The organism is Halobacillus sp. A5, from assembly GCF_024189315.1.
Classification (GTDB): domain Bacteria; phylum Bacillota; class Bacilli; order Bacillales; family Halobacillaceae; genus Halobacillus_A.
This window is the reverse complement of the sequence record NZ_JAIZEO010000005.1, coordinates 316,974-338,920: the sequence shown is the minus strand read 5'-3', so window position 1 is coordinate 338,920 and position 21,947 is coordinate 316,974. Positions and strand designations below refer to the sequence as shown.

The following is a 21,947-nucleotide window of genomic DNA, read 5'->3' as shown; positions in this document are numbered from 1 at the left end:
AAGATGAACAAGTTGAGAGCGTTTCTGCAAATGGATGTAAGTAGTAAAAAGCTTATGATAGAAGCTTATTTTTTGCTTGCCTGGGCACGTTACCGGAAGAGTATTCCATTTGAAAGGCTGGCCCCTTCTCTTGGATCAGCTTCAGAGGAGACAAGTACAAACTCACTATTAGAACGAAGAGAGCTGGCGAAAATCTCTCAATCTATTCAAATTGTCAGTCGGTATACTTTTTGGGAAAGTCAGTGTATGGTCAAAGCGATTGCAGCTATGAAGATGCTTGAAAGACGTCAGTTGAGTAGTACGTTATACTTTGGTACGGCACGCGATGAAAGTGGGGAAATGATCGCTCATGCATGGCTGCGTTGTGGTCCTTATTATATTACTGGAGCTGAGGGAATGGAAAAGTTTACAGTGGTCGGTAAATTTGCTAAGCGGGTAGGAGGACAGCAGCATGAGGCAAAGACTGAACTTATCTAAGGTGCCCATTGAACTCAAACTCATTATCAGCCTTGTAGAATGTGATACTTCAGACCAAGTCGAAAATATTGACCTCTCTCTTTTTCATGGAGTGAATTGGGATGTTTTTATAAAGCAGAGTAGACACCATCGTATTTATCCTGTTCTTTATAAAAAGTTACAGTGGTGCAGCCCTGAATTGGTTCCTGATTACGTGGTACAAACTGTAGCTGCTGATTATAAGCGAAATACCTTTCAAATGCTTCATTTAAGTAAAGTAATGGAGCAGCTGAGCAAATTATTCTCTGCAAAACGGCTTCAAATTCTATTCCTTAAAGGTCCGCTGCTTGCATTAGATTTATATGGGGACTTATCTTTACGTACTTCTAACGATTTAGATGTACTTGTTCCTATAAATCAATTATCTGATGCTGAAAAGTTATTACAAGATTTAGGTTATCAGAAGGATGATTATATTGAAACGATCTTAAATGATTGGAAGTGGCGGCATCACCACGTTACTTATATTCACCCTGGAACGGGTGTGAAAGTAGAAGTTCATTGGCGTCTAAACCCGGGACCTGGAAAAGAACCAGGGTTTTCAGAATTGTGGGCGCGAAAGAGAAGTATGAGCTTATCGAAGCAGCCAATTTACATTCTTAGCAAAGAAGATCTGTTTGTATTTCTCGCATCTCATGGGGCCAGACACGGTTGGTCTAGGCTGCGTTGGATCGTCGATATACACCAATTGATGAAAATGAAGCTTGAGTGGGAAGAAGCTTATAAATTACTTAAGAAATATGGAAATAAGCATACTGGATTTCAAGCAATCTACTTAGCGGAACAATTATATCATACTTATAGTAAAACTATTCCTAATCAAAAAACAAATAAATCCCGGAAATTAGCTCAACAGGCTGTTTACTATTTAGAGTCTATGATTAATCTACACTCTGAACCATTGGATCCAGAGGTAGCTAAATACCACAAGCGCCATCTATTTGCATTGATGTCGTTTCAGCAAAGAGTGTATTTTATTTTAAGTTTTTTATATCCTTACCCCCAAGATGCACAAACACTGCCACTGCCGAAAAATCTTCATTTTTTGTATTTTCCATTGCGTCCATTTATATGGGGATGGAGGAAAACGAGAAGGCTTGTCTAAGAGAAGGGAGGGTTATTTATGAACCACGTTCTTTATTTCTTGAAGCAAATCCACGCTTTTTCCGGAAAGATTCTGTACGTTAACATACTGGCTATGGCCGGTATTGGTCTGCTGGAAGGGGTAGGTATTTTATTACTGGTTCCAATGATTAGTATGAGTGGAATTATCGACCTTGGTACGGGGAGTATGCCATTTGCGGGTTTGTTTACGTTTCTGGATAGTATTCCTGAATCTATTGGTCTGCCGCTTATCCTAGCCATATTTGTACTTATTGTGATCAGTCAAAATTTGATTAACCGCAGGATTGCTGTACGTAATGCAATTATTCAACAAGGCTTTTTAAGACATTTACGTGTGAAAACCTATCGTTCGATTTTAAATTCCAATTGGAGTTTTTTCATCCGTAATAGAAAGTCTGATCTCATTAATATATTGACAACTGAAATCGGTCGGGCTAATGCAGGTACCCATTCCGTGCTGCAGTTTCTTGCTTCGCTTATTTTCACATGTATTCAAATCGGTCTAGCATTTATTCTTTCTCCTAACATTACGATCTTCGTTTTATTGTGTGGGATAGTTCTGCTGTTTTTTAATCGTCGATTTCTTAAGAGATCCTTGGCATTAGGTAACCGAAACTTCGAACTTGGCCGCCGGTATATCGGAGGGATTACGGAGCAGATTAATGGGATAAAAGATGTTAAAAGTAATACATTAGAAAAATCTCGTATGAATTGGTATGAAGCTATTACAGACCAAATTAAGAAAGAACAGGTTGAATACACCCACCTTAAAACTACTTCTCAATTCTATTATAAAGCTGCTTCAGCAGTGATTATTGCTTCCTTTATTTATTTTGCTTTTACCATGTTTAACGCCCAGGCGGCTCAATTGATGATGGTAATTGTTATCTTCTCCAGGTTGTGGCCTAAGGTGGCAGGGATTCAAGCTTCATTGGAGCAAATTTTCACTAGCTTACCATCTTTAAGAGCAGTCGAAGCACTTCAGCAGGAATGCAGCCTGGCACGTGAACATACCACAGATATATCTAGTGTAAGACCTTTAATAGTAAGTAAGAAAATAGAATGCCGTGATGTTTCCTTTCGTTATCAAGATCAAGCGGATTACGCACTAAAAGACATTAATATTACCATTCCTGCAAATCAAATGACGGCATTTGTAGGTCGTTCAGGAGCGGGGAAAAGTACGCTGATTGATTTGTTAATGGGATTAAATCAACCGGAGCAGGGTGAGGTGATCTTAGATGATCAGCCATTAACAAGCGATAATTTATTAGCGCTCCGCCAAGCGATAAGTTATGTACCACAGGATCCGTTTTTATTTAATATTAGTATAAGAGAAAATCTCACTCTTGTATTACCTGAAGCTAAAGAATATGAACTGTGGGAAGCGCTGGAGTTTGCTTCTGCTGCTGATTTTGTCAGGTCGTTACCTCAAGGACTAGATACGCTGATAGGTGATCGTGGAATTAAATTGTCCGGCGGGGAAAGGCAGCGTCTTGTGTTAGCGCGAGCTATATTGCGTAAACCTTCTATCCTTGTGCTGGACGAAGCAACCAGTGCCCTGGATACCGAAAATGAGGCAAATATTCAAGAAGCAATTGAAAAGCTAAAAGGCAAGATGACTATTATCGTTATTGCTCATCGTCTTTCTACAATTAGAAGCGCAGATCAAGTTGTAGTATTGGACGAAGGGAAAGTGGTTCAAAGAGGCGGCTTTACTCAATTAGCTGAACAAAAACGGAGCATGTTCAGTCATTTACTGCAAAACCAATTAAAAGCAACCCATTAGGAGTAAGGAAAAGTGAAAAAGGTCGTGCGAAAGATGCTCATCATAATTATTGTATTGGTCATATCTTCAGCCATTTATATTATCTGGGATAACCAGCAAATAAAATTAGTAAAACAAACCGTTGAAATTGAAGAACTTCCGAGTGATTTAGAAGGTTTTTCTATTCTCCAAATCACGGACTTACATGAGAAAATCTTCGGCGGTAATCAAGCTAAATTAATTGAATCAATCAATGAACTTGACTACGACGCGATCGTTTTTACAGGCGATATGCTGAATGGAGCAGACAGTAAGAATTACGAGCCTTTTTACACTTTAATCGAAGGTATAGAAAATAAGGATTTTGCATTTTATGTCCCGGGAAATGCTGACCCTGAGAATTACTATATTGATGGTGACAATCAATATGTAATGGATGAGTTTGTGGAGGGGATGGAGGAGCGCGGCGTAAGTCTTCTTGAATCCGCTGCTTATGTGGAGAAGGATGGAGCACGGGTCCGGTTTGACATGTTTGAGGCTTCTATTCTGCATCCTGACCAGGGGGTCGTAACCGCTGAAGGGAGAGTGCGGCCACAATATTCACACACGAGCCAGTATCGTAATCATCATCGGCGCTTAGTTGAGGAAGTTCATCATATGAATGAAGATGATCATGATTTGCTGGTTGCTTTGAATCATTATCCTGTAGTTGATGAAAGAATAGAGCAGCTGCAAGGCGGGCGGTATGTCTGGAGGGATTATGATTTAATTATGGCCGGTCATTATCACGGCGGTCAGATCCGGGTTCCTTTTATTGGAGCTCTGTTTGTGCCGGAACCATGGGGACCGAGAAGCGGACTGCTGCCGCCTCGTGACAGGGTGAGCGGATTGTGGGAATATAATGGCACGCAGCAATACGTAAGCCGTGGTCTTGGAGCGAGTAATTTTATTCCTTTTTTAAAGTTCAGGGTGTTTAATACGCCGGAAATAAACTTAATTACTTTTACAAATCTGTCCTCTTCCTAGGGCAGATTTTTTTGAAAAATAGAACTTTTTTAGAGCAGCGCTTACATTGAAAAATCGTTGTTTTGCTACTAGTATGAGCGGGTATCTCCGGAAATGGAATTATTTTTATATAATAAAAATCAGCCATTCAGGAGGTAGTCTTCATGACTAAAGGAAAAAGTATACACGCTTTAATTATTCTTATGTTTACTCAGTTTATTTCGGGCGGAGTAACAAATACGAAAGGGATTGTGCTCGATAAGGTGGAAGAAGATCTTGGATTGAATATGGATGAGTTCGGACTTGTCGTATTTATTTTCCAATTAGGATTTACGTTAGCCAGTTTAATTATCGGTTATTATACGGATAAAAAAGGACTGCGCATTATGACAGTCATTGGTTCCATTATTATGGGGCTTGGATTTTTAGGGACTGGATTAGCACCTAATGTGATGTTTTTCTTAGGTTTCTACATGATTGTTGGTTTTGGGCTGGGATCGTTAGGGGTTGCATCGAATGCGATTGTACCCGCAGCGTATCCTAATAAACAGCGCCAGATGTTTAACTATGCGATGGGTGTTTATGGGCTTGGTATGGTACTGTTCCCGCAAATTTTGAATTTCTTATTTCAGTTTGCTTCGTGGAGAGTCTTTTACCTTGGTATTGCGGTGATTCTCGTAGCGGTTATTATTTATGTTACTTCAGTGGCGTTCCCGTCCGGCAGGGCAGAGAAAATTGATTTGAAGGCCTTTATCCCGATGTTGAGGGATGCGCAGTTTGTCTTTCTTATGGTTTTTCTCATGCTGCAAGTATCGGCAGAAGTATCGTTTACAAACTTTTTCCCTACTTATTTAAAGTCGCTTGATTTAGGCGGGTTGTCTACGGATGAAAAGGATGACATGACGGCAACGATACTGTCGTTATTCTCTGTATTTTTCATGATTGGCCGATTGGCAGTTGCGTATCTGTCGAATTGGATTAATGAGCGGATCATCTTAATTACATTCTCAGCAGGGTCTGTCGTAATGGTAGGTATCAGTTTTCTATTCGCTGACAGCTTTCCATACTTGTTTGCGGGAGCAGGGCTGTTCTTCTCTACGCTTTTCCCGACAGCCACGGCATTTGGTACGCAGCTGTCAAAAACAAGTGGTTCAGCGTTAGGTCTGATTTATATTGCTTCAGGAATCGGCGGAGGAATTGCCGGTTATATTGTCGGGTTGGCTTCTGATTGGTTCGGACAAAAGGGCGGATTTAGTATTGTTCTGGTCTTTCTGGTTATGATGTTGATTGCATCGCTGTTCTTAGACAGTAAGAAGTCAACTCAGGAAGGATATGCTTCCTCCTAAACAAAAACGTCGAAGAATCTCCAGGGATTCTTCGACGTTTTTAATTTTTGAAATAGGCTTCGATGATCATCTGCAGGGTACTCTCGGATAGGTTAAGGTGCCTAACATTCGTACCTTTGATGAGCTCCTGTGTGTTGTAGTCTTCAAATGTAACGTTCGCAGCCAAATAAACGCGGAAAATATCGATCATACCGTTCAACTGCTGTTCTTCCGGGGTAAGGTCTGTAATGTTATTCGAATTGATGAGGTCCAGTTCCTTAAAGCTCAGTGCAGATTTAAACATATTGAGAATTTCTACGTTGCTGGGTGGATTCGGATTCGTAATGTTGTAGATCTTATTTGGCTCTGCTTTAGTTACTGCCAGACTTAAAATATCTGCTACATAATCAACAGGGACAAAATTAGAAGTTCCTTCGTCGTTAGCAATCACCCGGTATTTAACATCCGGGTTGTCTTTATCTTTTCTTGCGACCCGGCGTTTGAATATATGAAGCGCGCGCATGAACCCGTACAGAGTAAATTCAGAATCGGCTTCCCCGGTTTTTGAATCTCCAACGATGATAGCCGGACGGAAAATAGATACGTCCATTTGATCTTTATAAGAAAATACAAGATGCTCGGACTGTACTTTACTGGCCTCATAAGGATTGTGATACTCAGCATCGATAGGATACAGTTCTTCTACGCCTTTACTGCTCTTTCCAACCGTATAAGCTGTACTGATATAGAAAAACTTCTGGACATCAAGAGCTTTGGCCAGCTCCAGTGTATTTTTCGTTCCTTCGTAGTTGATTTCAAACAGCTCATCGCTCAATTCCACATCGAATTTTACGAGAGCTGCAGAATGATAGAAGCACTGCATGCCGAGGTGCTGTAATTTATCAAATTGTTCCTGTGATAACCCACAATAGGGGGCTGTAATGTCGCCTTTAATCAAATGGATTCTGTTCTGTTTATCTTCAGAAAACTGATTAATCAGACGTTCACCTTTCGCAACATTCCGTACTAATACATAGACGTGATGATCGGTATCATCCATCAAATTGTTAATCAGCTTTCCCCCGAGAAAACCAGTCGATCCCGTTAAAAATAAATTCAAATTCTTCACTCCTGGAGCAATACTTTAAGAAATTTGCTTCGTCGGCTTAACGCTTTGATTTCCTTTAAGAAAATCAAGAGTCAGCTTATTAAATTCCTTATAGCGCTCAATATTACAAACATGTCCACACTTCTCAATCAGCTTGAATGTGGCATTGATATCCTGCTTCACATCTTTTTTTAAATTCTTAATAAAGAGATGGTCTTCACTGCCTGATACATAAAGCTTTGGGATACTTTTAGCTAGTTTTGGTACCAGGTCATAACTACGGGCAACTTTATCTATGGAATTGAACCAACCGATAAAATCCTCCCGCTTCATTTTCTGTGCTTCCTTAATAAAAATATCTCTTGAAGTCTTATGATTCGCTTTAGGCATAATAATATGAGCGAAAAGATAATAGATCCATAAATGAGGCGTAATGGACTTAAACATCCGCCCAATCAAAAGTAAAAATTTAGAGAAAAGATTAAATCTCGTAATTGCGCCAGACAGCACCGCACTCTGAATACGCTCGGGATGGCTCTTCATCATATAATGAAGAATAACGGAGCCAAGCGACACCCCGACAAAATGTGCCCGCTGGATATTTAAATGCTCAAGTGTTTTAATGACTTCCTGCGCCACTAACTCATGTAGAAACTCTTTCCCGTAATGATCTAAGCTGGGGGAATTACCGTGACCAGGTAAATGAATCGTAATGACGTTAAATTGCTCGCGATAATACTTTAACTGTTTATAGAAAATGTTAGAATTCCCGCCCATGCCGTGCAGCAGCACTAAATCTTCTTTGCTACTAACTTTGTTATATACCTTATATTCTAACACGTGGACCCTCCTGAAATACGAACTATATTCAATTCGATTGAAGTCGTAGTGGTTCGACAGAATAAACTGCCTCTCCTCATAGTAAAGCATAGAAGCGCAGGGGGCTAGCCTTAATAGGCGAATTCTTAATTTTTTTGTGAACTTTGTGAATGTGGACAGATTTTCAGGATGAATATGGTAAAAAGGAAGCGTTCTAGATGAGTTATTGGGGGCAGCTGGCTATGTGAAAAGAGGGTATCAGCGAAAATCTGAATTTATCAGCTTTAATTGCTCAAGATTTAAGACAGCATATATATATTTTTGTGCAAAATTACGGACTTGTCCAGGGAGATTCTCGACTCGAACGCCCCTTTGTACATCAGTGTGCTGCTTATCACTAAAGTCAATAATAGCGCCATTATTAGTGAAAACGACAAATGATTCCATTGCCGGTAAAGGGAGCTCTCTTTCCAACAGCCACTGCCTGTCTGCCTGACTTAAATGGCTCGGTATTCCGGTTTCTGCACCGTCCAAAACACGGACTAATTGTTGGCGGTCCATATCAAAAGTATTTTTTTCCTTCCAAGTTCTTCGCTTCTAAAATAAGGATGCAGCTTCTGCTTAGAATGAGTGCGTCAATTTGGACAACAACGTCATTGAGCAAGGGGAGGCGGACATCGTGGAAAATGGAGAAGGATTCGGTTTGGGGGAAGTGGGTGAGGCAATAGCGGAGGAAATCTTCATCGTTGGCTCCTGTAGACCGGCAGTTTACATATTCTTCAATATTTTTTCGGCTGGGGTGCTCGATAGGCACACGCCTGTGGAGAGCTTTAACTTGTTCATAAAAATGGGTACATCACTCCTTTCCCTAAATTATACCTCAACCTTAAGGTGATTTCTGGTAAAATAGTGTGAAGAAAGGAGATGCTTCTAATGTCTTATGATTTTGAATGGTCCTGGAATCTCCCTGAGATCATTCTCTTAGTTTTTGCTTATGCAATCCTCATCACGATTTTCACGATCACGTATAAGAAACAGTCCGAAAAACCTCACATTGGAAAAGCTCTGCTTGCAGCTTTGGTGGGGATTTTTTCATTTTCCGTTAATTTTCAGTTTCAGGGGTATCCGATCAGTATTGCGATTTTGCCTTTGGGCGTCGGTATTCTTTATTTTTTCATTAAAAGAAGAAACGAGGACCGATGGCCGTTATATCGCCGCTATGCCTGGATGGGATTTGTGTTTAACTATGTTTTTTTATTAACCGGACTATTAACACCGCTATTATTTGATCTTATGTATGATAAAAATGATCCCACTACATATTTAGCTCAGACGGATGAAGCAGAGGTGCATTTATCCCACGAATCAGCGGAACCGCAAACCTTACATATCGAAAGGTTAGAAAAGGAATTGGAAAATGCTCAAATTGAAGAGTTTGACAGTATGAGGTGGCACCGGGAAGCAGAGGATCGTGAGGAGAAAGAGAGATTTCCTTATGTTTTATCGGGAGTGCAGGCTGAATCAGGAAGCGATTTAAGGGCAGTTACTTTTGTAGAGAAAGATGGAAAAGGGCTTCTCATTCAAACGGAGGAAGACCAGTTTTATGTGAGAACTGAGCAGTCGGTATTAGAGGAGGGGGAATAACATGAAGAAGAAGTTTATAATAGGGATCCCCATACTTCTTATCATTATTATCTGCTCCTTTATCTTCTTCAACCAGCGTATACCGGAGAATCTCCCCGAAAACAGTACACTGATAGACGAAATAGAATCTACCTTAGACGGGCGTAAAGTTGATAAAATTCTCGACCGTCAACTGGTAGGTGAGCGGCATGCTTTCTTTCCTTATATAGGGGAGAATGGCAGACGGGGGATAAGCGTTTGGAGTGTTGAGAAAGGTAAATGGACTTTAGGAGCCGTGAGTAACGGTGGAGAGCCTGCCCTGTGGAAAATAGACCAAGATAATCCAGATACGTTTTATTTCGTATGGAATTTACATCCTGATGACCAGGTGGAACAATTGGAAATTTTCTTTGAGAGAGAACGCAACTTTAACATTTCTGGCAGCCAGCAGAGATACATACCACAAATATTTTCTAAGGATGAAATGGAGAATAATAAAGATTATGGTGTTCAGGCGATCCCTGAATCATGGAAGGAGTTGTTGGAGCAGCAGGCTTCTTTAGAACAGCCACAGAAAACAGGACCAGCCGCTATGTTTAACCATTCAGAATCTATTCAGCCTTTGCAGTTGTCCTATGTTCCTTATAATGAAGAGGGAGAACATATTCAATTAGATGAAAAAGGTGGACAGTATAGTTTCTATAATGGGGAACAACTTGATATGATTCCATGGGTGGATCCGAGTATGCTTAAAGAAGAACAATTACAGTAACTTGATTCCAACCTCTCCCTGTGCTATTTTTAAATTAATGCCACCTCAGCGCAAAACAACTGCGGGAACTTAACCATTCTCTACTGGGGTGGCAGGTTACATAGTAAAGCGGGATTCTATTTCAGAATTCCGCTTTTTTTATGGTCTAAGCAAACCGGCCTGCGGATAAAAAGACCACCTTCCTCCGGCTGTTTTGCTTATGCGTGTCGTGTCTACCAGTGCGCCTTTGTTCTGCCAAATTATGCCTTGTGAACCTGCTCATGACAGTGAAAACGCTTTAAAATTTAGAGAAATAAGAAAAAATATATAATTTTCAGAATAGAGGTTGTTATCAGGTTATAACCGGTATAGAATACTCCTTACATTCAATTTTGAGAGGAGGCTTGGCGATGCTTACATTTGTTGCATCCATCTTACTATTACTAGCAGGCTATTTTATATACGCAAAGGTGGTCGAACGGATTTTCGGTATTAACGACGAGAATCAAACGCCTGCCTATTCACATAATGACGGTTTCGACTATCAGCCCATGAGCTGGTGGAGAGCGAGCCTGATTCAACTCCTCAATATCGCTGGGCTTGGGCCGATTTTCGGTGCTGTAATGGGCGCACTGTATGGTCCGGTAGCATTTATCTGGATTGTGATCGGCTGTATTTTTGCTGGAGCGGTTCATGATTATTTCAGCGGGATGATGTCTGTACGACATAAGGGAGCGCAATATCCAACTATCGTTGGGAAATATTTAGGGAACAATGTGGCCAGGGTCATTAATTTGTTGTCGATTGCTTTGATGATTCTTGTAGCAGCTGCATTTACGGCAGGTCCTGCTGAATTAATTGCTCAAACAACGCCACTTACGTTTTTTACTGCACTTATCATTATTTTTGCCTATTTCTTAGTGGCGACGATGCTGCCTGTTCATAAAATCATCGGAAGAATTTATCCTATTCTTGGTGCTGTTCTTATTTTTATGGCTGTCTCGATCGGGGTCGGGTTATTCTTCTTTGAGAATCCGGTTCCTAACTTGACGGTTAGCAATTTGCACCCTGGAGAGCTGCCGATGTGGCCGCTTCTTATGGTTACGATTTCTTGTGGAGCTATTTCAGGCTTCCATAGTACGCAGAGTCCAATTCTTGCCCGTACGCTGAAAAAAGAGAGTGAAGGGCGGAAAGTATTCTACGGAGCTATGATTGCAGAAGGGATTATTGCCTTAATCTGGGCCGCAGCAGGTATGGCTTTCTTCGGAAGCACAGGCGGTCTTCAGGCTGCACTTGATGCGGGAGGACCGGCAGGAGTAGTCAATGAAATCAGTTCAACCACGCTTGGTACATTTGGCGGTGTGCTGGCTGTCTTGGGAGTTATTATCCTGCCAATAACTACTGGGGACACGGCCTTGCGTTCGTCACGGATGATGCTCAGTGAGTTGTTGACAAAGAAAGACGCTGAAGAAGCTGTCCCAGGAAAACTAAAAAGCGCACTCATTGTTTTTGTTGTCGCGGCTCCGGCCTTTTATCTATCAACGATTGATTATAATTTTCTTTGGAGATATGTTGGCTGGTCTAACCAGGTTGTTGCAACGGTCATGCTTTGGACGGGAGCTGTTTATCTCCTGCAGAAACAGAAGTTTCATTGGATCTGCAGTGTTCCGGCATTGTTCATGACGGCAGTCGTCAGCACATATATTTTCTATGCTCCAGAAGGATTTGCACTTCCTTATGACGTTTCCATGGTTATTGGAGGCATCATTTGGCTGGCTGTTCTTGGGTGGTTCATTACTCAAGTTGTAAAAAACAAATCTGTAAAACGTACACGGCGTTCTACGGTTGCCACAGAAGCTAGCTGACGTGAAGCCTGTCTCCATTGTGAGGCAGGTTTTTTTGTGTACTATGAAATTATAAAATTCCAAACTGTGGATAATTTTTATAGAGCGACATCCAGCTCCAGCGCCCAGACACTCGTGTCATAAGCTAATCCCTCCTGTGAAAGGTTAAAAACACCTTCCTCCGGCCGTTATGCTTTTATGTTTCGTGTCTGCCAGTGCGCTTTAAGCTTTTGTTATCGAAAAAGCTGTCCTGTTTGGGCGGAAGGACAGCTTATTGATTATCGTCGCAGCAGTTGAATGGAGTCAGGTGATCGACGTTAAACTTCTCGATCGAATGAACGAGCTGAATACGGAGTTCTTGTTCTAAATCCTCTCGTTCTGATTGAGGCAGTGTTGAACTCAGTTTCTTAATCTTGGGCTCGAATCTTTGAATGACTTCTGACACTGCCTGCTCTTCATTGTTTTTAGCCCGAAGTAATAGGTGATACAGTTTACTTTCCACTTTCCTTTTCCTCCTCTATAAGATCGAATACCGTTTCCTCCAGCCTCTGGATGCTTTTATCTAACCTGAATAAAATGAAGGAGGCAATGGCAATCGGGAAGCCAAAGCTCTCTACGGCCTGTACCCACAGATCTAATCCCATATTTGCTCATCTCCTTTAAGAGTTAGTCGCAGTTTAGTCATCATGCGCCGGTATGTTTTAGAAACGGACTGCTGGGAGACTTCCAGTTGATCCGCAATTTCTTGAAAGGTGAATCTCTCGACTGCATAAGTGTAAAGGACATATTGCTGCCTGTCCGTTAGTTTCTTTACAGCTCTATACAACTCTTTATTTTCCAGAGATTCAAATAGATCACGTTCCGTTAGATGTTGAATCACATCCTCATCTGCAGAGATCATTTCGATGTCCTCCACATTTATCGATTGCTGATGACTATAGCGTTTTTTATGATAATCTTTAGCCTGCCGCCACAGCGCTGTGGTGACATAATTTACAAAACGCGCTTCAATTTGTTCAGGGTCATACAATGGATTTACATACCTGCAGTTTTTGGTCGAAGGCTTGTTTATGGCAGCTGCGAAGACGGATGTATTTTTTTGCGCCATTGCTTGCTGTTTTTCAAATTCTTTCCTCATTTGCCACCCTCCTTACTAAAGAATAAGGGTTGAACGTGAAAATTCACAACCTACTTACGAACTAGTGTTCGTGTTTTTGTTCGAAAAAATACCCCTCTTTTTATATAAAAGGGGAATTTAGGATTCAAATTGTTTCTTATATGCTCTTTGATAGAGGAGAAACTGAATTCCTGTAATACTGACAAAGAGGCCGATTGGAACCGGCCATTCAAATGGGGCGTCGCGCGCTGTGCGCAGTAAGTAATACAAGACTACGCATAAAACTCCTGTAAGTACCGGGTAAACGTAAACCTGCCATTTTCTCATGAGATATCTCCTTGTTATGTTCTTACCCGCTACTCTACATTAATCAGGCACGGACGACAAATGGAGTGCTGGTAAGGTCAAAATAAAAAACCAGCAGAGCCCCCACTCTGCTGGTTTACTAGAGTTATTCTTCAATTAATCGATCCTCAAAAGCATCGTCAGGATTGATTGTTTCACCTTGATCACGAATATTACGCAGATAATCGGCAAACAGCTCGCGCTGGAAGTCAGGGTCAGCTTCCCATTCTACTTCGCCGAATGTGTAGTATCCGTCCCCTGTACCTGTAGATAGGAAGTTGTTCGTTACGACAGAGAACGTTTCATCATTTTCTTCTCCTTCGGTATACACAGGAGTTCCATCCCACAATTCGATAGAGGAGACGCGCTCCCCGTCTTCTTGAGAAGGATCATAGACGACATTCATCCCAGAAAACTGAATTTGCATGAAGTTCCAGTCGTCCTCAGCTGGTCCTTCGAAAATATCCTTAATCTGTTCGCCTGTCATGTCTGCTGTTACATTATAATTATCAAACGGGAGAACTTCAAACACGTCTCCATACGTAATTTCGCCTTCTCCGATATCATTTCGGATTCCGCCGCTGTTTTGAAAAGCGATGTCAGTCCCGGCAGTTTCCCGCATAGCATCTGTAATCATGTTACCCAGCTGACTGACGCCAAGATCGCCGTATTTACGATCACGGGTAATAGGTCCTTCTGTAGTAGATACTACTTCACTTGTAACTTCTTCAACCTCATTTTGATAATAGTCTACGATATCCCTTACGCTCTCGTCTTCTCCAGCAAGGTGAGAGTAAGTTTCCAGCATATCTACATCTGAGCTGTAAATTTCTTTAGAATCACGGTCTACGAAAAGCTGGATGTGACCGACGGCTTTCGTATACTCATCAGCTTCGACAACAGGAATATCATTAACGTGTCCGGCTACACGCTCGTGGGAGTGTCCGCCCACTAAAGCGTCAAGTCCGCCATTTTCCGATCCAGCCAGGTCGGCAAGCTCGCCCATGATCTCATCGGTTTCTTCTTCGTGCCAGCCTGGCAGGTGGGAAGTTACCATAACCATGTCTGCTCCCTGTTCCTTCAGTTCAGCGGTTAATTCTTCAGCGATTGGAGCTGGAGTAGGGAATTCTAATCCTTCGACATGAGTGGATAAGGTGGTTTCTGGAGTTTCGGTTGTGGCAAAACCGATGATCCCAACCTGATACCCTCCGATGTCCACCATGGTGTAAGGCTGTGCCCAGTCAGGACGCTCGCCTGTATCTTCTTCAAAAATATTAGCCCCCAAAATTGGGTAGTCCGCATCCTCTAACCGGTCTTGAAGAACATCTACACCCCAGTCAAATTCATGGTTTCCGATTGAACCGGCATCATATCCAATATCATTCAGTGTTTCAATAGTAGACAGACCATCGAATGAGTTGGAGATAAGGGTGCCCTGCATCGTATCACCGCCATCTACTACCACAGTTCCATCACCATTTACTGAGCGGAAATCTTCGATCAGCCCGCCTACCATAGCCATGCCGCCCTGCTCGTACTCTGAATCTTCTTCAATATTTCCGTGGACATCATTGGTAGATAGAATATCAATGACATCGAAAACTAATGGTTTAAAAGAGGCAGCTACTTCTTCACGGTCCATGGGCTCGTTCGGATTAAATTCGTCTTCAAATGAAATGTCAAATGCACCGGCAAGTAAAGCGTATGCCACGTAAGGCTTAGCCTCCTCCGGGATGGAATCTACATCGTTAAAATTATTCAATACCTCTACGTCGGTGTCAGGCTGTTTGCCGTTATTCATAGCAAGCGTAAATACTTTCGCCATATCCAGCTTAGTTATAGGTTCGTTCGGATTGGCACCTTTTCCTTTATTAGAGGAGTCGGAGAAGAAAATATCTTTAGGATTTAACCCTTCCATTTCATCTGCACGCTGCAGCATCTTCTTAACTTCATTTCTCGTAATCTCTGAATTATTATGTACCTTACCATTACCTTTTTCCTGCATAATATTCTTCTCGATCATCAGCTCTGTGTCACTCATGTTAACTGCATCAAAGTTCGTATCAGCTTTGACTGAGTCGGCCTGATAGAGACTCAATGCCATAACAGGTGCGGCAAGAACGGTTAGAAACTGTCTCTTTTTCATAGATTCCTCTCCTTCAAATGTAATAGTAAACCTTCTTTAATGTAACAGAATGTTCACAATTTAAAAATCAATCAATCTACTTAAATTTTACATACATAGGAAGGTATTTTGATATCTTTTGTCAATTTGTGTAATTGGACCTGCAATTTTCTATTTCAGAAGACGCTGATCGTGTAATAACGACTATAATTATTAAAAGTTGTCTATGAGTCGTAAGAAATAGTCGGATATAACCTTTATTATGATTGTAGTCAGGGACTTAAGCTCTATGTGAGAATTAAGAAAAACAGAGGGCATTGATTACATGAAATAGGCGCTGCTAAAATAATGAGCGGGAAAAGTAAGGGGAAGAAACTATTGGCAGGTAATAAAGGACTGTTTCAAATGAACTAAAAAATCCGCTCCCGAAAGAAGCGGATTAATAATTATTTTAGACAAGTTCCTTATCAAGCTCGTGGTCTTTAACAAAGGCTTTTGGAAGCAGTGTATTGCTAAAATCAAATGCCTCCATTTCCATCCCCTGCTTCGCTTTGCGGGGAAAGTCAGGATTGGCCAGGGCACTTGTCCCAAGAGAAATTAAGTCGGCCTGTTCATTTTTCAAAACCTGTTCAGCTTTCCATGGATCTCCCAGATTTCCATTTGCAATAACAGGAAGACGGCTGAATTCTTTAGCTGCCTGGGCAAATGTCCGCGTACCTTTTCCAAAAGAAGGTTCCGCAGCATCTGCATCTGTTACGTGAATGTAATCAAGTGAAGTTACCCCGAGCTTCGTAAAGATGTGTTCGGCTTCTTCTTCACCGCCTGCCCATTTGTGCTCTCCATCTGCGACTTTAGCCTGGGATAGACGGATCCCGACTAGATAATCTTCGCCGACTGCATCGCGGACGTCTTCAATTAGTTCCAGAATAAGGCGTAATCGATTGTCCAGTGAGCCGCCGTATTGATCTTCCCTTTGGTTAAGATAATCAGTTAAAAACTGGTCGAGGAGATAGCCATTTGCTCCGTGCAGTTCTATTCCGTCAAACCCTGCTTCTTTAGCACGGAGACAGCTCTGTACAAAAGCTTCCTTTATTTCGTTAATTTCTTCTTCACTCATGGCGCGCGGGCTGGGGAAGGGACCTTGACCGCCATAGAATTCGAGTTGATCTCCTTTAGGTGCTACCGCGGAAGGAGCGATGGTTTCGTCTGTATAATCATTTCCCTGGCTTTGACCGCCGGCATGCATGATTTGCGCAATAAACAGTGCTCCGTTATCCTGAACAGCTTCCACCACCAGCTTCCATGATTCTGTGTGACTGCCGTTCGCTAAGCCGGGCTGGTTGTAGTACCCCTGACTATATTGGTCATCCGGGTAGATTCCTTCAGAAATGACAGCACTGAAACCGCCTTTTGCGTACCGTTCATAATATTTTTTCATCGTTACGTTTGCCCGTCCATCGTCTTCTGCGCTGATTCGTGTCATCGGGGCAACGACCAATCGGTTGTCCAATGTGGTATTTTTTAATTTAAAATCTGAAAATAATTGATGATAATTCATAAATAAGCCTCCTGAATTCAATATTTCATTCATACTAACGGCAAAAAGTCTCATATTCAAGATAATTGCTCAGCGGGTATTTAAATTTTCCATACCCGCTTTTAAAGCCTGATAAAAGTGTAATCAATTGTTTGTACAAATGCCTGTTCGGGAATGTTTCCTATATGTTTACCGAAGGAGGTCGATATTATGAAAGCTCTATTCTTAAATGCATCATTAAAAAAATCCGATCAAACCTCTAATACAGAAGGTCTGGCTCAGGAAGTGATTGATCTGTATTCTAAAGAGGGTGTTGAGAGTGAAGTGGTGCGTTTAGCCGATTATAATATTCCATATGGGATCGAAAAAGATTTAGGGGAGGGGGATGAATGGCCGCAAATCTTTGAAAAGGTCAAACAAGCCGATATTTTAATTTTAGCTTCTCCTATATGGCTTGGAGAGAAAAGCAGTCTGGCTGCAGTAGCCATGGAACGACTGTATGGAAGCAGCAGTGAAACCAACGAAAAAGGACAATCCATATATTACAATAAAGTAGCTGGCGCAGTTATAACAGGGAATGAAGATGGTGCCAAAAATGCTGCCGCTTCCCTGCTGTATGGTCTTTCGCATATTGGTTTTGTCATACCTCCAAATGTGGATGCCTACTGGGTAGGAGAAGCTGGTCCTGGGCCTTCTTATTTAGACGACGACGGCCAGGAGAACGAATTTACGAAGAAGCATGTAGAAATGCTTGCTTACAATACGATGCATCTGGCTGAAATCTTTAAAAAGAATCCTATCCCTCCTAAAGGGAATGTCATGGAGTAAAAAAACGGACGTCTCCTAATTGGAAGATGTCCGTTTTACATTGTATTCGATAGCTCTGTAACTTTTTTCATTATCTGTGAATACTGCAAGTTCATGCAATTTTTCTAAAAAATATTTTTTATCTAAATCATAAATGTGGTTTTCGAAAACCTGCTCCGTTGTATTTTCAGCAAAATCCCATAGCGTGGCGTGTTTATCGCTGCCAATTGTCTGTGCGAGCATACCCATTACAGCAATAAGCTCAGTAATAATAGTAAGGTGGCCTGTGGCGGCGTTTCTAATTGTGCTGAAGCCTGTGTGTAGAAAATATTCAAAGTCTTCACGGGGGACGATAATTCTTGTTTGTTTATTTTGGTCGTGAAGATAAGGGCTGAACGCCACCTTAGACTCAACGTCTGCAAGTAAATCAGAAATATGATGAATCGTCGAAATTGCCGTTTGAGGATCTGAATTACCGACAGCTTTAACAGCGATCTCACTTAATTTCATTATCCCCATTTTCATTTCCTGAATTTCTGTTTTCTTATGACCTATTTCAATGAGATCCATATATGTGTCCTCGTTCACACTGCTTTGTCCCGGTCCCCAATAGGAGAAGAGGACGTTTTCTTTTAATGTAAAGTCGCCAATTTTTTTATGCATTTTAATCACTATATTGTCTTTATCAGCTTGGTTAATCATTTTCTTGAAATAAACCGTTTGAAGGTAACCTGCTTCAGAAGTTTTTACTGACATTTCTCCTTCTGCATACTTCTCCATAAGATCACCGGCTTCTTGTCTGCTGCTTTCTTCAAATCCATATTTTTGTGATTCTTTTATAGTGGACTTTGATGTGTTTTTCATCGCATAGGTGAAGTTGTGCACCTGCATCCAGCTGGCCGCATGATTAATAAAGAAAATAAATGTGATGATCGTTAACGCTGCAAGCATTACAGACATGACAGGAATAGCTGAATAGAGCTCATTTTCATTATTAGTAAGAAATAGAAAAATGAAGAGCACATAAATAAAGCTGCCATGAAAAATGCCTAAAAGATGCTGGGTGGTCTTATCAGCAATAAAATTAAACATCATTCTCGGTGAGAACTGATCACTGAAATTGGTTAATACGACTAATAAAGAATTCAACGTAAATGCGCTCAGAGTCAATATTCCGCCTATTAACGCACTTACTAGAATTTGAGTCGCATCTCCGCCTGCGGTAAACCACGGGTGGACGAAGTTAGAGATATTTAATTGAAGGTCCAGGAAAATAGTGAATACAATGATCGCTGTCGAAGCACCAATATAAATAAGCGGCATTGACCATAAAGTCATCTGAAGTTCATTTTTTCTCTGACGATGTGACATTTGTAAGTATTTCCGGATTTCCAAAGGGAAGAAGTTCATCCACTTTTTCTTCTTCATTATTAATCCCTCCTGTTGCCTGCTTTTACGTCTTTCCCCGATCGCTCTAAAAATAACCATTATTTATTTTTGAAAATATTGTTTAATCATTCATCGGGGAAGGAAAAGTAAATTAAATAACAGATGTCACTGAAAAGGAGCTTGTATATGAATGAAATTCCCCGGGATCATAAACTGGATCAATCGATCAACGTATTGCGGGAAGGGTATCAGTTTCTGCCTAAACGATTTGAACGATTACATACAGATATCTTTGAGACTACCCTGCTTGCTGAAAAAGTGATTTGCCTGACGGGCGAAGAAGGGGCCGGGTTGTTTTATAATACAGAAAAGTTCAAAAGAAAAGGGGCCCTTCCGAAGAGAATTGAGAAATCGTTGTTTGGAGAGAATGCCATTCAAAGTATGGATGGAGACCCTCATGAGCATCGCAAGCTTCTATTTATGTCTTTAATGACGCCCGAACGGATGAGCAGCCTTTATGACCTAACCTCGCAACAGTGGAAATTAAAAGCAGGCTCCTGGAAGCCGGAAGATGAAATTGTTTTATTTGAAGAAGCGAAGGACGTGCTGTGCAGAGCGGTGTGTCAATGGGCGGGTATTCCGTTAGAAGAAGATGAAGTTAAAGAAAGAGCTGAACAGTTATGGCTGATGATTGACGCTTTTGGCGCTGTAGGAACGAGGCATAGAAAAGGCAGAAAAGCACGTACTGAATCTGAGAAATGGATGACTAAAAAGATATTGAGTGTCCGGGCGGGAGAATTGGCAGCCCCGGAGGATTCAGCTTTGCATAAGATGGCATTTCATCTTGATATAGAAGGGAATCACCTTGACGCCGGGATGGCAGCTATTGAATTGCTGAATGTGATAAGACCCACCGTAGCGGTAGCGGCCTATATATCGTTTGGGGCCCTGGCACTTCATGAGAATAACGAATTGAAACATTATTTAAGAAGCGATGACAAAAATATGGAGTTCTTTGCAAAAGAGATCAGGCGCTTGTTTCCCTTTGTTCCATACTTAGGTGCCCGTGTGAAGAGAGACTTTGAATGGAATGGGTTTACTTTTAAAGAAGGGCGTTTAGTTCTACTGGATATACACGGCACAAATCATGACAAGAGGCTGTGGGAACAGCCGAATCGGTTTATGCCGGAACGATTTGAAGAGTGGAAGGGAGGATTATTTGATTTAATTCCTCAAGGAGGGGGAGAGCATTATAAAGGACACCGGTGTCCTGGAGAATGGATCACCATGGAAGCCATTAAAGCAAGTATAAGGTTTTTAACAGAAGAAATAGAGTATGACGTTCCTTCTCAAGATCTCAGCTACAGCTTAAGGAGGATGCCTTCAATGCCGAAGAGCGGCTTCATCATTTCTAACGTCAGACTGAAGGCTGTACAGGTATAGAAGGAGCAAAAGGAGCAACACTAATACACAGCATGCTTTCTGAAAGAAGGAATTCTATGACAAGTGTATGGGTGAAAGTTTTTGTGCTCCCTGTTTTATTAATACTTGCTTCTTATTTTTTAGACAATGTTCAATTTGGCGCCTTTTGGCAGCCGCTGCTGGTAGCGGCTGTGCTTATTCTAGTTGGCGTACCTATGGAAAACAGGTGGCTGAGGAAAGGGAATCTTATTTCAGGTGTCCTCATGGATGTCATCAGTGCTTTCTTTATCATCTGGGGATTATCGAACATGTTTAACACAGCTTCTGTCACTTTTACAGGGGCCTTCCTTATTTCTTGCGTTATTGGTTTATGTGAGCTCGTGCTTCATAAATATTTATTAAGCAATGATCAGCCTGCTCCTGTATCTGACTAAATAGGAAAAAGCCGTTATGTGGTTCAGTTCAGCAGCCCAGACGGCTTTTTTACTTGGAAAGCTCGTAAAAGCGTATGGTGTTGTCATAAAGCTGATTATAAACTTGCTTCTTGCCCTTTTGTTTAATTTCACAGATTTTATTAATAGATTGGTGAATCATTTTTGGGTGTGTCCATTCTCTGCTAGTGAACTCCCACGGACCGTCCGTTTCTACCATTAATAATTCCAGTGGATACCGTTTAATTAACTGTTGAGTTCTTTCTTTGTATAAGCAGTCAGGGGTAACTGAAATATAATAACGCTTATCCACCATTCGTTTCAGCGTTTCTGTGCTGCCTTTAAACCAATGAAAATGAGCCTTTCTTACAGAATACTTTTCTAAAAGATCACAAGTAACATCAGCATCATCATAGATCGCATGCAGCACAACAGGCTTGTGATATTGGACTGCTTTTCTAATAAATGCTTCGAGAATTTCTTTATACGCATCAAGCGGGAGCGAAGAGTCTTCCTGACGCAAATAATAAGGGAGACCGACTTCGCCTATTGCAGCGATCCTGGTGTGATGTTGGTCTATAAATGATAAGATCTGGTCAATCTCTCCTTCAGCCGGGAGTTTCTGTTCGGGATGAAACCCTGCGGCCATGGAAACTTCTTTATATTCATTGGAAAGCTGCAGGTTAGATCTGCAGGAATCAAAACCGCTGGAAACACTGAGTAAACCCTTAACATGATAAGTATCCATGTCACGCAGAATTTGTTCCCGTTTTTCTTGATCATACCAATCAAGGTGAATGTGCGAATCAATGATAGGGAAGGTCATGGCTGTCCTCCTTTGTGATATGTATAATTCTAACGTAAATCAATGCACAGTAAATAGGTTAGTC

General features: G+C 41.4%; 24 protein-coding genes. 12 read left to right on the top strand and 12 right to left on the bottom strand.

Translation table 11 applies throughout. From position 1 onward, the window contains the following. Positions 1-3: 3 nt before the first annotated feature. The 5 genes from LF822_RS19755 (at position 4) to LF822_RS19735 (ending at position 5,760) form a co-directional block, all read left to right on the top strand. Positions 4-477, top strand: coding sequence for a lasso peptide biosynthesis B2 protein (locus LF822_RS19755; protein WP_253925819.1), 474 nt, complete (start codon positions 4-6; stop codon positions 475-477). Next, complete coding sequence (locus LF822_RS19750; protein WP_253925818.1) at positions 452-1,621, top strand: nucleotidyltransferase domain-containing protein; 1,170 nt, start codon at positions 452-454, stop codon at positions 1,619-1,621. The genes LF822_RS19755 and LF822_RS19750 overlap by 26 nt, the downstream gene beginning before the upstream one ends. A gap of 18 nt (positions 1,622-1,639) precedes the next feature. Beyond that, positions 1,640-3,430, top strand: a complete 1,791-nt coding sequence (locus LF822_RS19745) for an ABC transporter ATP-binding protein (protein WP_253925817.1) — start codon at positions 1,640-1,642, stop codon at positions 3,428-3,430. A 12-nt stretch (positions 3,431-3,442) separates the two neighbouring features. Beyond that, complete coding sequence (locus LF822_RS19740) at positions 3,443-4,435, top strand: metallophosphoesterase (RefSeq protein WP_253925816.1); 993 nt, start codon at positions 3,443-3,445, stop codon at positions 4,433-4,435. Between the two features lie 143 nt (positions 4,436-4,578). Continuing rightward, a complete protein-coding gene (locus tag LF822_RS19735; RefSeq protein WP_253925815.1) occupies positions 4,579-5,760 on the top strand; it encodes an MFS transporter in 1,182 nt (393 codons plus the stop codon). 40 nt (positions 5,761-5,800) lie between these two features. On the opposite strand, the gene LF822_RS19730 is transcribed toward LF822_RS19735, so the two are convergent. The 4 genes from LF822_RS19730 to LF822_RS23265 all read right to left on the bottom strand — a co-directional run bounded on the left by LF822_RS19730 (position 5,801) and on the right by LF822_RS23265 (position 8,354). Beyond that, positions 5,801-6,859, bottom strand: coding sequence for an SDR family oxidoreductase (locus LF822_RS19730; RefSeq protein ID WP_253925814.1), 1,059 nt, complete (start codon positions 6,857-6,859; stop codon positions 5,801-5,803). A gap of 24 nt (positions 6,860-6,883) precedes the next feature. Beyond that, complete coding sequence (locus LF822_RS19725) at positions 6,884-7,687, bottom strand: alpha/beta fold hydrolase (protein WP_253925813.1); 804 nt, start codon at positions 7,685-7,687, stop codon at positions 6,884-6,886. Between the two features lie 237 nt (positions 7,688-7,924). Continuing rightward, positions 7,925-8,227, bottom strand: coding sequence for a hypothetical protein (locus tag LF822_RS19720; protein ID WP_253925812.1), 303 nt, complete (start codon positions 8,225-8,227; stop codon positions 7,925-7,927). Between the two features lies 1 nt (position 8,228). Next, the gene (locus LF822_RS23265; RefSeq protein ID WP_483867094.1) at positions 8,229-8,354 is read right to left on the bottom strand and encodes a nuclease-related domain-containing protein; all 126 of its coding nucleotides are present in this window, start codon (positions 8,352-8,354) and stop codon (positions 8,229-8,231) included. Here LF822_RS23265 and LF822_RS19715 point away from each other — a divergent pair. From LF822_RS19715 to LF822_RS19700, 4 genes are all read left to right on the top strand, one after another. Further along, positions 8,346-8,561, top strand: coding sequence for a hypothetical protein (locus LF822_RS19715; RefSeq protein WP_253925811.1), 216 nt, complete (start codon positions 8,346-8,348; stop codon positions 8,559-8,561). The two genes, LF822_RS23265 and LF822_RS19715, sit on opposite strands and share 9 nt — an antisense overlap. A gap of 38 nt (positions 8,562-8,599) precedes the next feature. Then, positions 8,600-9,310: a hypothetical protein gene (locus tag LF822_RS19710; RefSeq protein ID WP_253925810.1), complete on the top strand. Its 711-nt coding sequence runs from the start codon at positions 8,600-8,602 to the stop codon at positions 9,308-9,310. Position 9,311: 1 nt separating this feature from the next. Next, positions 9,312-10,061, top strand: coding sequence for a hypothetical protein (locus LF822_RS19705; protein WP_253925809.1), 750 nt, complete (start codon positions 9,312-9,314; stop codon positions 10,059-10,061). Between the two features lie 389 nt (positions 10,062-10,450). After that, positions 10,451-11,905, top strand: a complete 1,455-nt coding sequence (locus tag LF822_RS19700; RefSeq protein WP_253925808.1) for a carbon starvation CstA family protein — start codon at positions 10,451-10,453, stop codon at positions 11,903-11,905. Between the two features lie 250 nt (positions 11,906-12,155). Here LF822_RS19700 and LF822_RS19695 read toward each other — a convergent pair whose 3' ends face one another. The 6 genes from LF822_RS19695 to LF822_RS19670 form a co-directional block, all read right to left on the bottom strand. Beyond that, a complete protein-coding gene (locus tag LF822_RS19695) occupies positions 12,156-12,386 on the bottom strand; it encodes a helix-turn-helix domain-containing protein (protein WP_253925807.1) in 231 nt (76 codons plus the stop codon). After that, the gene (locus tag LF822_RS19690; RefSeq protein WP_253925806.1) at positions 12,376-12,528 is read right to left on the bottom strand and encodes a YvrJ family protein; all 153 of its coding nucleotides are present in this window, start codon (positions 12,526-12,528) and stop codon (positions 12,376-12,378) included. Before LF822_RS19690 ends, LF822_RS19695 begins: the two co-directional genes overlap by 11 nt. Next, entirely contained in the window at positions 12,519-13,022 is a 504-nt protein-coding gene (locus tag LF822_RS19685) for a sigma-70 family RNA polymerase sigma factor (protein ID WP_253925805.1), read from the bottom strand. The genes LF822_RS19690 and LF822_RS19685 overlap by 10 nt, the downstream gene beginning before the upstream one ends. Before the next feature lie 117 nt (positions 13,023-13,139). Continuing rightward, positions 13,140-13,328 (bottom strand): hypothetical protein, encoded by a 189-nt coding sequence (locus LF822_RS19680; RefSeq protein ID WP_253925804.1) that lies wholly within the window; start codon positions 13,326-13,328, stop codon positions 13,140-13,142. 124 nt (positions 13,329-13,452) lie between these two features. After that, a complete protein-coding gene (locus LF822_RS19675; RefSeq protein ID WP_253925803.1) occupies positions 13,453-15,492 on the bottom strand; it encodes a bifunctional metallophosphatase/5'-nucleotidase in 2,040 nt (679 codons plus the stop codon). A gap of 430 nt (positions 15,493-15,922) precedes the next feature. Then, positions 15,923-17,029 (bottom strand): NADH:flavin oxidoreductase, encoded by a 1,107-nt coding sequence (locus LF822_RS19670; RefSeq protein ID WP_253925802.1) that lies wholly within the window; start codon positions 17,027-17,029, stop codon positions 15,923-15,925. Positions 17,030-17,218: 189 nt separating this feature from the next. On the opposite strand from LF822_RS19670, the gene LF822_RS19665 reads away from it, so the two are divergent. Continuing rightward, positions 17,219-17,836, top strand: coding sequence for a flavodoxin family protein (locus LF822_RS19665; protein WP_253925801.1), 618 nt, complete (start codon positions 17,219-17,221; stop codon positions 17,834-17,836). Between the two features lie 15 nt (positions 17,837-17,851). Here the strand turns inward: LF822_RS19665 and LF822_RS19660 are convergent, their stop codons facing one another. After that, positions 17,852-19,243 (bottom strand): DUF2254 domain-containing protein, encoded by a 1,392-nt coding sequence (locus LF822_RS19660; RefSeq protein ID WP_253925800.1) that lies wholly within the window; start codon positions 19,241-19,243, stop codon positions 17,852-17,854. 147 nt (positions 19,244-19,390) lie between these two features. On the opposite strand from LF822_RS19660, the gene cypC reads away from it, so the two are divergent. Both cypC and LF822_RS19650 read left to right on the top strand, forming a co-directional pair. After that, positions 19,391-20,647 carry a CYP152 family fatty-acid peroxygenase CypC gene (gene cypC, locus LF822_RS19655; protein WP_253925799.1) on the top strand — a complete coding sequence of 419 codons (1,257 nt, stop codon included), beginning with the start codon at positions 19,391-19,393 and terminating at the stop codon, positions 20,645-20,647. Between the two features lie 56 nt (positions 20,648-20,703). Continuing rightward, positions 20,704-21,060 (top strand): DUF2512 family protein, encoded by a 357-nt coding sequence (locus tag LF822_RS19650; RefSeq protein ID WP_253925798.1) that lies wholly within the window; start codon positions 20,704-20,706, stop codon positions 21,058-21,060. A gap of 49 nt (positions 21,061-21,109) precedes the next feature. Here LF822_RS19650 and LF822_RS19645 read toward each other — a convergent pair whose 3' ends face one another. Continuing rightward, positions 21,110-21,883 carry a TatD family hydrolase gene (locus LF822_RS19645; protein WP_253925797.1) on the bottom strand — a complete coding sequence of 258 codons (774 nt, stop codon included), beginning with the start codon at positions 21,881-21,883 and terminating at the stop codon, positions 21,110-21,112. Positions 21,884-21,947 lie beyond the last annotated feature (64 nt).